The organism is Jannaschia seosinensis, assembly GCF_001408515.1.
In the GTDB taxonomy this organism is placed as follows: Bacteria; Pseudomonadota; Alphaproteobacteria; order Rhodobacterales; family Rhodobacteraceae; genus Jannaschia; species Jannaschia seosinensis.
The window spans coordinates 1-13,467 of record NZ_CYPR01000243.1 but is presented as its reverse complement, the minus strand read 5'-3'; the positions used below and the strand labels follow the sequence as shown (position 1 = coordinate 13,467).

Sequence of the window (13,467 nt, the reverse complement as noted above, 5' to 3'; positions counted from 1 at the left end):
GGAATGCCTCCGGGTCAGGAATTGGGGGGTGGCGCGGGATCAGCGGACGAGAATGCCCGCGGCGAGCAGCGCCGCATGGGCGGCCGTGATCTCGGCCTCAGCGAGCGTGCCAGTGAATACGAGGTCGTGAGGGTTGACGATGGCGGGGCCGCGGACGAGGGCGACGGCCGGTGCATCGCCGGCGCTCGCATCCGCCTTGCCCCACAGCACCGCGACCGCGGTCTCGGTGCCGTCGATTGCGGCGGGATCGTGCGCGGCGTATTTGCCCGAGCCGGTGATCTTGCCCAGGACCGTGCCGGGTGCGAGCGTGCCCGCGGCGACGGTGATGGTCTCGCGGGTGTAGTCGCGCAGCACTTCCCAGACGAGGAAGCCGCCGGGGTGCGTGCCTTCTGTGAGCGAGGGCATGGCTTATCCTTTCAACTTGAAGGTGCGGGCGATGACATCGCCCCAGGGGCGCGTGGTCTCGCTGCGCCCGGGTTGCGGGTGATGCGGATTGATCTGCGGCGCGGCCTCGGCCTTTGCGTCAAGAAGGCTCGCGCGCACCGCATCCAGGCTGGCGTCTTCCTCAAGGAAGCGCCCGGCCATCTGCGGCTGGCCTGCCAGGCGGCAGAGGTCGATCACGGCGCGGGCATGGGCAATGGCCTCGGCGCGGATCACCCCGGCGTCGGGTGGTCCGTTGGCGACTGCAACGCAGCTCTCCACTTCGCTTGATCGGGTGTTCCGGTCTGCAACACCCGGCGCGCTTTCCGCGAGCGGCTCTGCACCCGCAGCAGGAACAACATCGTTGGAGACGACAACGATGCCCGCCGCTGTGGAGGCCGGGTCCGGCTCGACGGGTTCGATGGCCTCGACGGGTTCGACCGCTTCAACCAGTTCTGGCGGCGCGTTCCGGAAGCGTCCGATATCGAAGCTGGCGGCGATGCGCACGGGCTCGGCCAGGCGCGTGACAAGGCCCGCCTCCAGCGCCTCGGCAGCCGAGAGCCAGGTCTCGGCGGCCAGCAGTGCCGCGATCTCCGCCTCGGGCTTGCCGGATCTGGTCGCGTAGCCGCGCGTCATGCTGGCCGCGATCTTGTCCAGCGTCCCGGCCATGTCGCGCATGTCCGCCGCGGTGCCCATGACCAGCCCGGACGGGTCATGGATCATCAGGAAGGCGTTTTCCGGCATGACGATCTCGTCGCCCGCCATCGCGATGTAGCTCGCCGCCGAAGCCGCGATGCCGTCGATCCAGACGGTGACAGTCCCTGCGTGACGGCTCAGTGCGTTGTGGATGGCGACCGCGTCGAAGACCGACCCGCCGGGGCTGTTGAGGCGCAGGTCGATGGGGGCATCATCCGGCAGCGCACCCAGCTCGGCCAGAAACCCCTTGGCGCTGACGCCATAGGCGCCGATCTCGTCATAGATCAGCACCTCCGCGCCCGAAGCCCGGGCGCGGATCGTGTACCAGCTCTTCATGATGTCACTCCTGTGTAGTGCGACCGTCCGCGCCGTCGGCCGGATTGGGCCGCTTTTCCGGCGTCGCGCGGGCGCCTTGCGTCTCGCCGGGGCTGGTTCGGTAGCGCAGCCCAAGTCCCTCGGCGCGTTTGGCATCCACCGCGTTTTCGCGGTCGACCTCCTCGACATCGTAGCCGGTTGCCTCGACCACCTTGCGCCGCGAGGTGATGCCCGCCTCCATCGCCAGCACCTGCGCCTGGATGTCCTTCAACGGGTCGACCCAGTCCCAGCGCGGCGGGATCCACTGAACGGGGCGCGCCGCTGCCAAATCGGCATCGAGCACGCCGGACAGCACCGCCATCTCCAGCCAGCGCGTCCAGACCGCGCGGCAGAGCTGGTGCACGATCACGCCATGCTGCAGCTGGCCGATGCGCCTGCGGAACTCGACGAGCTCCGCGCGAAGGGATGAGTAGTTCGCCTGCCGGACGTCGTTGGTGACGAGATGATACGGCAGCCCCAGAGAGGCCGAGACCGCCAGCAACGTGCGGTACTGAAACGCCTCATAGCCGCCGCCGACATCCGCCGGCGACGAGAACTTCACGTCCTCTCCGGGCAGAAGCACCTGCATGGTGCCGGGCTCGAGGCTCGCGATGGCCGCGCCGTCGAGATCCGCCTCGGCCTCGCCCATCATGGGCTCTTCCGGCGCGGTCTTGGTGATGAAGCCCGCGAACATCGCCGCGGTCTTCTTCCGGTCGAGCTCGGCGTCATCGTACTGGTCGAGCAGGAACAGCCGCACCATCGCCGGCGCGATGTGTGGCAGGCCCCGGATCTGGCCCGCGTCGATGGGGCGGTAGATGTGCAGGATATCCTCCGCCGGCACCCGCACTGTCTCCGGGATCACGGCCCCCTGATCGGTGCTATCGCCCGGATGGCGGCGGCGGAAGTGGTAGGCCACTCGCCTGCCGATCGCATCGAACTCGATCCCGCAGCGGATGCGATTGCCGTTCGCCGCCGTTTCGGTCTTCTCGAACGGCAGCATCTCGGACTGGAGAAGCTGTAGCTGCAGCGGCACCAGCAGCCCGTCCTCGGCCCGGCGCGGACGCAGCCGGACGAAGCATTCGCCCGCGACGAACATCTCGCGCGCGACCATCGCCTGCAATCCGTAGAAATCCGTCAGCCCGTCCGCATCGGCCTCGTCCGTCCAGGCGAGCCAGAGCTGCTGGACCCGGTCGCGCAGGTCGGCGTCGCCGATCCGCGAGGACGGCTTGATCCCGTCGCCGACGAGGTTGGCGGCGAAGGCTTCGCAGGCGTTCGCCGCATAGCCATTGGTGACCACCAGTTCCCGTGCGCGGGCCAGCAGCCTGGGGCCGCCGGAGGCCACCAGCGTGTTGATGTTCTCCAGCGGCGGGTTCCAGCCCCTCAGCCGGCGCTTGGACATCGCGCCTTCGAGCCGGGCGCGCACGGCCGCGGGGCCGCTTCCATTGGAGCGGCGAAACCGGTCGAACAGACCCATGGATCAGAGCCCCTTGGACGTGGTGATGCGTACCTGCCGGACGATCCGCCGGCCTTCCAGCGCCCCGACCTCGCGGTCCAGCGCATCGATCGCCCGGTCGATCTCGGTCACGCTGCGGTAATCCACGGTCTTGCCGTCATAGCTGACCCGCGCGACGCCCGAGGCGCGTTGCGCAGCGAGTGCGTCGCGGCGGGCCTTCAGCTCATCCAGCGCGGGCATTCATGAACCTCCCAGGGTCTCGGGTGTTGAAGTGGAAAGCACCAAGTGCCGCAGGAGAACGTGCGATGACGCCCGAGACATTTCTGCTCGACCGACACGATTGGGTGCCAAACAATCCGGACCTCCCGGTCCTGCACTATCACGAGGGCCTGCAGCAGGCCGGAGCGCTGGCTCCGGACGATGCCGAAGAGTTGCTTGGCCGAAACGGCTGGCCTGCGGATTGGCGCAACGGCATCTTTTCCTGGCATCACTACCACTCGACCGCGCACGAGGTGCTCGCGGCCTACGACGGCCGGGCCCGCGTGATCCTCGGCGGACCAGGTGGGCGCGAGGTCGAGTTCGCGACAGGCGACGTTGTGGTCTTGCCGGCTGGCACCGGCCACTGCCTGATCGAGGCGGGCAGCCGGTTCAAGATCATCGGCGCGTATCCCGCCGGACAGGATTGGGACATTTGTCGCGATGCGCCGGATGAGGCGATGCTGCGGCGCATTGCGGAGGTGCCATTTCCAGAAAGTGATCCGCTGGAGGGGCCGGATGGCGCGCTGCCGAAGCTCTGGTCCGGAACATGAGGGGCAGGGGCCGTTACCCCATGTAACTCGAGCGCACCGTGCGCCGCCTCACGGACGGGCGTGGCGCAGGTTTCGCGGTCACATCCCCGTCCGGTCCGTCCGGTTCGACCGCCAGCTGCCGCTCCAGCTCCTGCCAGCGTGCCTCCGCCCAGCGATCCGCACCTGCTATCCAGGCCGCGGCCCGCGCATAGACCCGACAGTCCAGCGCCTCGTTGCGCTCCCGCAGCTTCTGCCATTCCAGCTTCGAGAAGCCGCGCCTGGTGCGCACGGTGATCAGTTGCTCGGCCGTCAGCTGCTTGAGCCATTCGCTCTCGGCCCATGTCGGCAGGTGAATCGTACCAGCGGGGCAGGGGGCGCCGGCAGTGACGTCTTCCGCCATCGTCCTCTCCTGCCGCAGGAAACGGTAGGTCTCGGCCTTGAAGGTCGATGTCGCCACGGACCACAGCCGCGCGCCGCGCCGCAAGCGTCTGCCACCGATGGTGGCGTCGACATAGGTCGGGCCCGTCACCGGGCTCGCGCGGTTGAACCCCTCGAGCCCCTTGACCGGGGCCACCTGCGCGAACCCGACCTGCCGGGCCCAGGCATAGACGGCGCTGGTCTCGTAGCCCGTGTCGATTGCCAGTCGCGCGATGGTCAGGTGCTGGCCGCTCGCATGCGCCCATGTGCGTCCCAGCAGCTCCGTCAGCTTCTGCCAACAGGTCGGATCGCCGGGACCGCCCTCGATGACAACATGATCGACCAGCCAGCTTTCCAGCCCGCGGCCCCAGGCCCAGACATCGATCTCGATCCGGTCCTTCTGCACGTCGGCCCCGGCGGTGAGGAACAGGCCCCGCTCTGGCACGGTGCCCGCGGTCCACTCTTCGCGCCGCTCTGCCAGCCGCTGCCAGTCCGGGGCCTCACCGGTCTCGAACCAGGTCTCGCCGAGGATCGTATTGCGAAACGCGCGCATGGCCTCGTCATTGCCCTGCGCCGCCTCCCAGGCCCGCGCGATCCGCGCCCAGCTGAGCCAGCCGATCGGCGAATAGAGCGCGGACAGGTGATAGCCCACCGTGTGCGGGTCTTTGGTCTGCGCCGACGCGCGCCAGTCCCCCGCCGCCAGCATCGCCATCTTGTGATGCTCGGCGATGGGTGTGTCGCAGCCCTCGCAGTGATATTCCGCCGTGTTCGGCTGGCCCTTGTCCCACCGCAGCCGTTCGAAGCGCAGCCATTGCGCATGGCCGCAATGCGGGCATGGCACATAATAGCGGCGCTGGTCGCTGGCCTCGAACTCCCGCTCGATCCGGCTCAGCCCCCGGATTGTCGGCGTCGAGATCAGCAGCGCCTTGCGCCGATGCGCGAAGGTCAGCGAGCGGGCTTCGGCCAAGCTGACCGGATCGCCTTCCTCATCGGCCGAGGCCGGATAGGCATCGACCTCGTCGAGAAACAGGTACCGCGCCGGCGTCGAGCGCAGCCCCACCGCCGAGTTCGCGCCGGTCATGATCAGGATGCCACCCGCGAACTCCTTCGACAGCATCGTGTTGCCCGCGTCGCGCGAGCGCGCGGGCTTGATCCGCTCGCGCAGTTCCGGGCTTTCCTCGATCAGCGGGACGATCCGCTGGCGCGAGTTGCGCTTGGCCAGTTCCACCGTCGGCTGGACCGCCAGCATCGGCCCCGGCGCGTGGTGCATCACGAAGCCGATGAAGCAGTTGCCGGCTTCCGTGGCACCCACCTGCGCGGCCTTCATGAACACCACCCGCTGCACCGGGCTGACCGGCGAGAGCGCATCCATGATCTCGCGCATGTAGGGCGTGCGCGCGGTCCTGTAGCGCCCGGGCTCGGCGCTCGCGCGCGAGCTGAGCCAGCGGTGCCGGTCCGCCCATTGCGACACCGTCAGGTCCGGGTCGGGCCGCAGGCCTCGCGACCAGGCGCGCAGCAGATCGGCGGCCCCGTCGAAGGCGAACATCTCCGGCCCTTCGCTTGCGCTCCGGGCGTTCGTCCCTTGCGATGGTCCACCGGACCCTCGCATCCGCTCCGCGGACTGGTTCTCATCCAAGGCCGCTGCGGATATCGGCGAGGCTGTCGAGCTGGGCGCGGACATGGATTTCCAGAACCTTCTGCATCACCGCCGCCTCCACCGTGATCCCCTCTCCCGGGGCGGCCGCCAGTTCCGAGGCCATGAGCGCGGCCACCCGCGCGGGCCAGGTCACCCAGGCATCGCGTTCCTCGCGCGCCAGCCGAAACATCAGCGTTTCCGCGCGCGCCTTGTCGACCAGCTCGCCTTTTAGCTTTTGCAGCCTGATACGGCGTTCCTGCGCCTTGAGCACCTCGTTCGCGGTCTTGGCCTGCAGGAAGGTCGTGCCGCCGCCGACGGCGGGGGCGGCCATCCCTTGCTCCTTGAGCGTATCGCTTACCGCGGAGACGGCGGCCTCCGGCACGGGCTTCAGCTTTGGCCTGGCCGCCGCAGACGGTTTCGCGGCGGTGCGGGTCTTCGACGGGTCGGTCATCTCGGCCCGGCGCGTGTCCGACGCTTCCGCGTCGATGCTGCCGTCAGGGTGCAGCACCAGCCGTCCGGCCTCCTTGGCCTTCTGGATCGCCCCGCGCGACAGGCCGACGCGCGCGGCGTACTGGCGTTCGCTCATGCCGTCCATGCCGCGCTCCGATTGTCATTCGAAATCATGTTCTTATCGAGTTGATAAGCCTCCGCGCCGGAGCGAACGTCGATCCACAAGGACGATGCAACTCACGACGGAGCCTCCGCGATGACGACCCGCCTGAACCCGATCACGACGCCCCGCCACGAACTCCGCGCCGAGAAGGCGCGCCGGAACAGGGAGGCCGCGCTGAACGCCTTTACGGCCAAGAAGGCCGAAATCGACGAGAGGCTCGCGCGCCTGCAGGCGCTCAGCGACGACCACTTCAACTGCCACCCCAACGAGGCGGGCTGGGCGATGGTCGGCACCCTCGAACACTACGCCAGCCTCCTCAAGCGCATCACCGACAGCGCCTTCGGCGAGGGCGAACACGCCCGCTGATCTCCGGCACCGCCGGAACTCCCGCCGCGCGCCCTGCGCGGCTCGGGGTCGTAGGAGGGTCGCGACGGTTGCGACCCAGACCAAGGAGACGACCCCATGACCACGATCCAGCTTTCCGACGCCCAATCCGTCATCCTGTCCACCGCCTGCGCCCGCGACGACGGCGCCGTGTTCCCCGTCACCACCAGCCTCAAGGGCGGCGCCGTCGGCAATGTCTGCAAGAGCTTGCTCAAGCATGGGCTCATCGAAGAGGTCACGGCCACCGACCTGAACACCGTCAGGCGGCACGACGAAGATCGCGGCCCGATCACCCTGCGCGCCACCCCGCTGGCCTACAGCACCCTCGGGATCACGGACGAGCAGGACGACACGCGGCCGGCCGAAACGCCGGACGCCGCTGTCCAGCGCCGGAAGGGCACCAAGCAAGAGGCGGTGATCGAGATGCTCCGCGCCGAGGGCGGCGCGACCATCGACGATATCGTGGCCATCACACAATGGGCACCGCATACAGCACGTGGCTTCATGTCCGGCGCTTTGAAAAAGAAGCTTGGGCTGACCATCACCTCCGAGAAGGTTGAAGGGAGGGGAAGGATCTACACCATCCGCGACTGACGTCGCCCTCCATGCCGGTCCCGATGCCGCTGTCCCGAATGGGGCGGCGGTCTCTTTCTAGTACGCGCATTCGCTTGACGTTATGCTCCCCGTCCCGTTGTTTCTTCATGGCCCCGTGCGCTCCGAGATCGACCGCGCCGGAAATCCTGATCGTCCGAGTAGGAGCAGCAATGGCCGAGTGTGGTTGTTCGCCTGTCACGCCTGAAACCGCCGAGCAGCGCAGGACACTGAAGCTGGCCCTCGCGCTCAATGCGGCGATGTTCGTTGTGGAGACGACGTCCGGGATCATCGGGAACTCTACCGGGCTGATCGCTGACGGTCTCGACATGCTGGCGGACGCCTCCGCCTACGCGGTCGCACTTCTGGCCATCGGCCGGAGCGGGCTGTTCAAGGCGAACGCGGCCATGGCCAGTGGCATCCTTCTTCTGATCCTTGGCTGCGCCGTTCTTCTTGACGTCGTCCGGCGGGCAATCTCGGGCGAACCGCCTGAAGGGCTGCTGATGGTGATCGTCGCGTCCATCGCACTCGCGGTGAATGCCACGGTCCTGAAACTCCTGAGCAGGTACCGCGACGGCGAAGTCCACCTTCGGGCGACATGGATCTTCACCCGCGCGGACCTGATCGCCAACATGGCGGTGATCATCTCCGGGATCACCGTTCTCCTGACGGAGATCCGTGCGCTCGACCTCATCGTGGGCGGCGGCATCGGCATCTATGTCATCCGGGAAGCCTTCGAGATCCTCGCGGATGCGCGTGCGTCACGCGCAGCAGACAAGAGCACGGCTGCCGAAGCCGACAGCTCATGACTGGCTCCGGACCCGGAACGCCTCGAACAGCCGCCGCAGCAGGTATCCGCGCGCCAGAGACACCCCGACGAACATGAGGCCGAGGCCCAAGTGCTCCGCGAGCCCCGTCTCGATCCCGAACCACGGAAACACGACAATCTGCGTCGCGATGGCCAGCACGTAGCCGACAACAACATTCGTCACGGTCTCGATCAGCGACATGGTGCGCGTCTGCTTCACGCGGCATTCTCCTGCGCAACATCCCCCAGCCGCTCAGCCCTCACCTGCGCGAAGGTCTGTCCATCGCCGTCGAGGATCGCGTCCTTCCCGGTCTCGGCCTGCCAGCGTTCGACGGCGACATCGACATAGGCCGGGCTGATCTCCATCGCGAAGACGCGGCGGCCGTTGGCCTCGCCCGCCATGATCTGCGAGCCGGAGCCCGAGAACGGCTCATAGCAGAGGCCCCCACGGGCGACGTGCTGGCGCATCGGGATCCCGAAGGCGTCGAGCGGTTTCGGCGTCGGGTGGTCGGGCCGGTCGTCCTTGGCGAAGCTCGGTAGCGCCCATGTCGATGGCAGCGTTTCCTCGGCGACCTTCGGCGGACGGTTCGGTCGGCGCCAGCCCATGAAGCAGGGCTCATGCTTCCACAGGTAATGCGACCGGGTCAGAACCCCGCGGTCCTTCACCCAGATGATCTGCTGGTGAACAAAGGCCCCGACCTTTTCCCAGCAGGCTTCGAGCATCGCCTGACGGCGGGAAGCGTGCCAGCAGTACCAGGCTGCGTCTTCGGTGATCGCCTCGGCTACCGCGGCGGCGATGAACCCGTCGTAGAGTTCTGCGCCCTGGCTGCTGTCGTCCCAGGTGTTCCCGTAGCTCTGGCTCCAATCCTTGTTGCGCGTCGGGTGGTTCGAGCCGTCGTAATCCACCAGATACGGCGGGTCGGTCGCGAAAAGGATCGCGCGCTCGCCGTTCATCAGGCGGCGAACGTCCGTCTCGCTGGTGCTGTCGCCGCAGAGCAGCCGATGGTCGCCGAGGATCCATAGATCGCCCGTCCGCGAGGCCGGGTTGCGCGGTGGCTCCGGAATGACAACAGGCGGCACAGTGCCAGGAGCGCCGCCTTCGTCGCCATCCTCGTCGGGCACGAAGGCCAGCAGCTTGTCCAACTCGCCATCGGAGAAGCCGACCAGCGACAGGTCGAAATCCTCGGCCAGCAACGCGTTCAGTTCCGCCGACAGCAGCGCCTCGTCCCAGGTGCCGAGTTCGGTCAATCTATTGTCGGCCAAACGATACGCCCGGCGCTGCGCCTCGGTCAGGTGGCCCAGCACGATCACCGGCGCCTCGGTCAGCCCCAGTTGCGTAGCGGCGAGGACACGGCCGTGCCCCGCGATCAGCTCGCCGTCCTCGCCCACGAGGCACGGCACGGTCCAGCCGAACTCGGCCATGCTGGCGGCCAGCTTCGCAACCTGGTCCGCCCCGTGCTGCTTGGCGTTCTTCGCGTAAGGCTGGAGCCTGGCCAGCGGCCATTGCTCGATCCGCTCGGGAGCGAAGGCGAGGGTCATGTCGGTGATCCTGTTCGATTGATTGCGGCGGGGCGCGGGGCGCGAACTGGACTCCGCCAAGGTGGCATCCAGTGGATTCCAAGGTGGACTCCCATGCGCCGGGTATCCACCTCGGAGTCCACCTGCCAAGCGTCTGTTACTTAGTGATTATTTGTGGTTTCAGGGGTGGACTCCGACCGGGGTGGACTCCCAAAAAACGGCCCTGACGCTGGCGAACTTGCGCGCCACGCCCCCCACCATACGTTTCCAGCCGGAAAGGAACCGGAAAACAAAAGCTTGGAGGGAGATCCCCAATGTCGGACCTCGGAAGCCAGCGCCACAGTCTGTCCCGCGCGCGCCTCTCCCGAGTATGCCCAGTTTATAAGCCACCAAGCGAAAACTGGAATACCTTCCGATGTCTCGTCTGACAATGTCTCGCGATCGCGATTTGTCTTGACAGCCATGCCGGCGGGGCAGGGCGGGCGAGCGAGGCGCCCGCGCCGGGATGACCGCAGTGAGGAGCCTGATCTCATCTGCATCGTCCTGGACGCCAGCAGTGACCGGTCTCTGCCTCGCTTCGGCTCTGCCGATCACGGCCAGCTTCTTCAGAAGTCGAAGATCTCTCCCAAAAAGGATTTCTTTTTCCTCTTGTAGTTCGGATCACGGCGGTCGCCGTATTCACGATTGTCGCCGTGACCATATTGTTGCTGTGGTGGATGCCGAGGCTGTGGCGGTTGCGGCGGCACCGGCTGTTGGGAGGGCGTTGCTCGCTCGATGATCTTGTCGAGTTCACCGCGATCGAGCCAGACCCCCCGGCACTTCGGGCAGTAGTCGATCTCAACGCCTTGTCGCTCGGTCATCACCAGATCGGTCTCGTCGATTGGGCACTTCATGGATCGCAGCTCCGATTGAATAATCTCATAATGAAGATGGTGTAGCGTCCTCAGTTTCCAAGCTGGGGGCAGCTTCGAGGCGACAGTCATATGGCGGCCTTTCAGCTCCCCCACGTCCGGAGGGGTCCGGAGTCGATATGCGTGAAAGCTGAACCGTATCGTCCTACACCGCCGACCTGAAGCCATTCAGCCATGTCCGCAACTTGCTCCGGCGGAATGCCTTCGAAGCGGATGTCGGCTGCGCGCCGCCTCATATGATAACTGTTCGAGGTGGCACCCCCTCCACGACTTTGGAGAAGCCGAGTTGTTTGCGGTGTGCGAAATCCCGAGAGCAGCGTGATCTGGCCCGAATGCCCCCGGCGCCGCGCCGTATTCGAAAGTGCGGCCAGGCTCCAGTAGATCCTGTGATCAATGTCCGGGGCCTCTCCGCCGCGCCAGTCCCGAAACACCCAATCCAGCCGACGCAGGGCGCTTTGGTTGGGCCGGCCGTCCTCCATGAAGCGCACCGCCACCCGTTCGTCGGTATGCGCGTTCCTGATGTCGAGATAGCTGTCTCCCCGCGGGAACACGTTGTCCAGCCGTGTGCCAGAGCGTGTGGGCGGGGGCAGTTTCTCGTAGCCGCGGCCGCCACAACCCGACAGGATCGGCGTAGTCAGCCCCGCGCCAAGAGCGCAGAGAAGACCACGCCGATTGAAGCGGCCCGCGGACGGGCTTTCTGTATTCATCGACTGCCTCATCACTGCTCGGCCCCGTTGTCCGGGGTCTCGAAAAGGGTGCTGTTGAAGACGCCCTCTGCCGAAGGAGCATGCGATGGACCGACAATTCTGACAAGGCCAATCAGCTCCTGCTGCCGACCGATCGGTCAGAACGCTTTCTCGATCACATAGGCCATCGACCGCTTCGTAGGAACGCGCCGACCCTCAAGCCGCCACACGATAACTGCCAGCCCGTATTGCCAGTGTCGGTTGGCCGCCGGGCGGCTCAGCCCGATCTCCCAGGTGATCTTCTTCCACGGCTGGCGATTAGCGCGCAGCCAGACGATCCGGGCGTCATCATGCTCCAGCCAGCGCAGCCAGAGCATCGCCTCCTCGGCTTCGGTGATCTGTCGAGGGCCCGGACGCGGCCGGCGCATCCGGGGCTCCTGGCCGACCTTGTCGGCGAAGCTGTGGACGTATTCGGGCCAGGCGTTGAAGTACCCGGTGGGCTTCACCGCGGGCAGCTGCGCGAAGACGTCAGCCGCAAGCTCCAGCCGGTCCTGTACGCGCCCTGTGGTCCACTCAGCCATGACGCCGGTCCTCCCGCCGTTTGCCGTAGAGACGCTCGCCCAGTTGCCGAACCAGCTCGCGTTCGGGCCAGGTCAGGCGGTGGTCGTCGATCGACACCGCCAGCATCCGGTGTTCTTGCCAGCCGTCGCGCTTGACCTGATCGGGGTCGCGGCGGCTGCCGCCATAGCCCTTTGGCGTGAACTGCATCCCGGTCATTGCACACCTTCCTGCGTCTCGATGGCCCAGAGCAGGATGGCGATGGCATCGGCCTCGTTGTCATCGGCGGGCGAGAACTCGCGGGCGCGTGCGGCGTCGATCATCGCCTGCTTCGGCGCGTTGCCCTTGCCGGTGGCGTGGCGCTTGATAGTGCCCACGGGCACGCCGGCATACGGGATCCCCCGCAGTTCGGCCCATGCGGTCAGCGTCGCCATTAGACCCCCGTAGACGTGGCTCGCGTCGGTCCCGGCATGCCGTCGGACTTCCTCGAACCAGATGGTGGCGATCGGCCCGGACAGCCGGTTAATCTCGCCGAGCCAGTTGGTGAAGCGCAGGTAGCGCATGCCGCCGCCGTCGTAGCGGCCGGGCCTGAAGGACGCGGTGCCGCTGGTGATCAGACCGTCACTGATGGCCCAGCCGGTGGTGGTGCCGAGGTCGAGCGCCAGGATGGTGCGCGCGGTTTGTGTGGATTGGGTCATGCAGACCTCCTCTTCGCTTTGGCGCGCGTGGCGAGAGGGCTGGCCGGTGAAGACTGCGGTCTCGCCAGGCCCCGAAGGGTGGTCTGGTCACGTCAAATGCGGGGCGGATGCCCGCCCAGCGAATTCTTCTTTGGCTTCAAGGGGCCTCCAATGAAGGTTTGGCCCCGCTAACCCACGGAAGTCCCTAAATAATATATAATAATTCAATTATTATATAGTTATAAGGGTGTGTCTCTCTTTATATATCGCGCGCGCGTACACGCGAGGGCTATGGATATCCTCTTGAAAGATTGAAGGACATGAAGGAACGAGCTTTCCGGATTTCTTTCCGAAGGTTGCGCATCATAACGGTTCCTTCTGACTGATTTTTCGCCCTGAAGCATCTCGCCAGGGTCCATGCCATCTGGCCATCCGATAGACCATGGCTTGCCTCGTCGATGAGCCGCGCATGCCGGTGGTGATGTCCCCACTTTCGATCAACGTCTCCAGAATCTCATTTCGGTCGCGGGACTTCAACCATTGCGACGCCCGGGTGACCTCGGACTTGGTGATCCCCTTGGCTCCGGCTGCGCGGATAATCTCCTTGAGCCGCTTCAGATGTGCCTCGATTTCAGTGTCGGCCACATGCCGCTGGACCGCCTCAATCGTCCGTCGCGCGTAGTGCTGAACAAAGCCAATAGCCCAGTCGGCGGAGATATGCCCAGAAGTTGGTGACGGTCCTCATCAGGCGGCGGTTTGAAGTTGCTTGATCCCGTCCTTGAACTCAATCCCCTGAATGACGTCGGGCAGACGGTTTGGCCCGTTGATCTTCCGCCACTTCTTCTTGGCTGATTTCATGAGTCGGAAGACCATGGCGAGGGCGGTCTTGCGGTTCAGGCAGCCCTTGGTTTTGCGGGTCCGGTTCCTGACCGTGGCGAAGACACTCTCGATCGGGTT

At 66.2% G+C, this 13,467-nt stretch carries 18 protein-coding genes and 1 pseudogene; 4 read left to right on the top strand and 15 right to left on the bottom strand.

Annotation, left to right across the window (positions count from 1 at the left end):
* Nucleotides 1-39: 39 nt before the first annotated feature.
* Genes JSE7799_RS18600 through JSE7799_RS18585 form a run of 4 tightly spaced genes read right to left on the bottom strand, consistent with a single transcriptional unit; the run spans nucleotide 40 to nucleotide 3,163 of the window.
* Nucleotides 40-405 carry a head decoration protein gene (locus JSE7799_RS18600; RefSeq protein WP_055663702.1) on the bottom strand — a complete coding sequence of 122 codons (366 nt, stop codon included), beginning with the start codon at nucleotides 403-405 and terminating at the stop codon, nucleotides 40-42.
* Nucleotides 406-408: 3 nt separating this feature from the next.
* Nucleotides 409-1,452 carry a head maturation protease, ClpP-related gene (locus tag JSE7799_RS18595; RefSeq protein WP_055663701.1) on the bottom strand — a complete coding sequence of 348 codons (1,044 nt, stop codon included), beginning with the start codon at nucleotides 1,450-1,452 and terminating at the stop codon, nucleotides 409-411.
* A 4-nt stretch (nucleotides 1,453-1,456) separates the two neighbouring features.
* Nucleotides 1,457-2,944 carry a phage portal protein gene (locus JSE7799_RS18590; protein WP_055664949.1) on the bottom strand — a complete coding sequence of 496 codons (1,488 nt, stop codon included), beginning with the start codon at nucleotides 2,942-2,944 and terminating at the stop codon, nucleotides 1,457-1,459.
* A 3-nt stretch (nucleotides 2,945-2,947) separates the two neighbouring features.
* The gene (locus JSE7799_RS18585) at nucleotides 2,948-3,163 is read right to left on the bottom strand and encodes a phage head-tail joining protein (protein WP_055664948.1); all 216 of its coding nucleotides are present in this window, start codon (nucleotides 3,161-3,163) and stop codon (nucleotides 2,948-2,950) included.
* Between the two features lie 65 nt (nucleotides 3,164-3,228).
* Between JSE7799_RS18585 and JSE7799_RS18580 the strand changes: the two genes are divergently transcribed.
* Complete coding sequence (locus JSE7799_RS18580) at nucleotides 3,229-3,732, top strand: cupin domain-containing protein (RefSeq protein ID WP_055664947.1); 504 nt, start codon at nucleotides 3,229-3,231, stop codon at nucleotides 3,730-3,732.
* A 13-nt stretch (nucleotides 3,733-3,745) separates the two neighbouring features.
* Here the strand turns inward: JSE7799_RS18580 and JSE7799_RS18575 are convergent, their stop codons facing one another.
* Both JSE7799_RS18575 and JSE7799_RS18570 read right to left on the bottom strand, forming a co-directional pair.
* Nucleotides 3,746-5,674 carry a phage terminase large subunit family protein gene (locus JSE7799_RS18575; RefSeq protein ID WP_055664946.1) on the bottom strand — a complete coding sequence of 643 codons (1,929 nt, stop codon included), beginning with the start codon at nucleotides 5,672-5,674 and terminating at the stop codon, nucleotides 3,746-3,748.
* 82 nt (nucleotides 5,675-5,756) lie between these two features.
* Complete coding sequence (locus JSE7799_RS18570; RefSeq protein WP_055664945.1) at nucleotides 5,757-6,359, bottom strand: hypothetical protein; 603 nt, start codon at nucleotides 6,357-6,359, stop codon at nucleotides 5,757-5,759.
* Between the two features lie 111 nt (nucleotides 6,360-6,470).
* On the opposite strand from JSE7799_RS18570, the gene JSE7799_RS18565 reads away from it, so the two are divergent.
* From JSE7799_RS18565 to JSE7799_RS18555, 3 genes are all read left to right on the top strand, one after another.
* Nucleotides 6,471-6,743 (top strand): hypothetical protein, encoded by a 273-nt coding sequence (locus JSE7799_RS18565; RefSeq protein ID WP_055664944.1) that lies wholly within the window; start codon nucleotides 6,471-6,473, stop codon nucleotides 6,741-6,743.
* A gap of 96 nt (nucleotides 6,744-6,839) precedes the next feature.
* Entirely contained in the window at nucleotides 6,840-7,355 is a 516-nt protein-coding gene (locus JSE7799_RS18560) for a DUF3489 domain-containing protein (RefSeq protein ID WP_055664943.1), read from the top strand.
* 170 nt (nucleotides 7,356-7,525) lie between these two features.
* Nucleotides 7,526-8,161, top strand: coding sequence for a cation diffusion facilitator family transporter (locus JSE7799_RS18555; RefSeq protein ID WP_055664942.1), 636 nt, complete (start codon nucleotides 7,526-7,528; stop codon nucleotides 8,159-8,161).
* Here JSE7799_RS18555 and JSE7799_RS18550 read toward each other — a convergent pair.
* The 9 genes and pseudogenes from JSE7799_RS18550 to JSE7799_RS18510 all read right to left on the bottom strand — a co-directional run.
* Nucleotides 8,156-8,380 (bottom strand): DUF7220 family protein, encoded by a 225-nt coding sequence (locus tag JSE7799_RS18550; RefSeq protein WP_055664941.1) that lies wholly within the window; start codon nucleotides 8,378-8,380, stop codon nucleotides 8,156-8,158. The genes JSE7799_RS18555 and JSE7799_RS18550 overlap by 6 nt on opposite strands.
* Entirely contained in the window at nucleotides 8,377-9,699 is a 1,323-nt protein-coding gene (locus JSE7799_RS18545; protein WP_055664940.1) for a site-specific DNA-methyltransferase, read from the bottom strand. The genes JSE7799_RS18550 and JSE7799_RS18545 overlap by 4 nt, the downstream gene beginning before the upstream one ends.
* Nucleotides 9,700-10,283: 584 nt before the next feature.
* Entirely contained in the window at nucleotides 10,284-10,571 is a 288-nt protein-coding gene (locus JSE7799_RS18540; protein WP_055664951.1) for a TFIIB-type zinc ribbon-containing protein, read from the bottom strand.
* A gap of 101 nt (nucleotides 10,572-10,672) precedes the next feature.
* Complete coding sequence (locus tag JSE7799_RS18535; protein ID WP_186202009.1) at nucleotides 10,673-11,296, bottom strand: YcbK family protein; 624 nt, start codon at nucleotides 11,294-11,296, stop codon at nucleotides 10,673-10,675.
* A 137-nt stretch (nucleotides 11,297-11,433) separates the two neighbouring features.
* Nucleotides 11,434-11,856 (bottom strand): DUF6362 family protein, encoded by a 423-nt coding sequence (locus JSE7799_RS18530; protein ID WP_055664938.1) that lies wholly within the window; start codon nucleotides 11,854-11,856, stop codon nucleotides 11,434-11,436.
* Nucleotides 11,849-12,052 (bottom strand): hypothetical protein, encoded by a 204-nt coding sequence (locus tag JSE7799_RS18525; RefSeq protein WP_083480683.1) that lies wholly within the window; start codon nucleotides 12,050-12,052, stop codon nucleotides 11,849-11,851. Before JSE7799_RS18525 ends, JSE7799_RS18530 begins: the two co-directional genes overlap by 8 nt.
* Nucleotides 12,049-12,531: a crossover junction endodeoxyribonuclease RuvC gene (locus tag JSE7799_RS18520; protein ID WP_055664937.1), complete on the bottom strand. Its 483-nt coding sequence runs from the start codon at nucleotides 12,529-12,531 to the stop codon at nucleotides 12,049-12,051. The genes JSE7799_RS18525 and JSE7799_RS18520 overlap by 4 nt, the downstream gene beginning before the upstream one ends.
* Before the next feature lie 342 nt (nucleotides 12,532-12,873).
* Nucleotides 12,874-13,155, bottom strand: coding sequence for a hypothetical protein (locus tag JSE7799_RS18515; RefSeq protein WP_055664936.1), 282 nt, complete (start codon nucleotides 13,153-13,155; stop codon nucleotides 12,874-12,876).
* A gap of 99 nt (nucleotides 13,156-13,254) precedes the next feature.
* A pseudogene (locus JSE7799_RS18510) lies at nucleotides 13,255-13,467 on the bottom strand (IS256 family transposase); the annotation flags it as partial.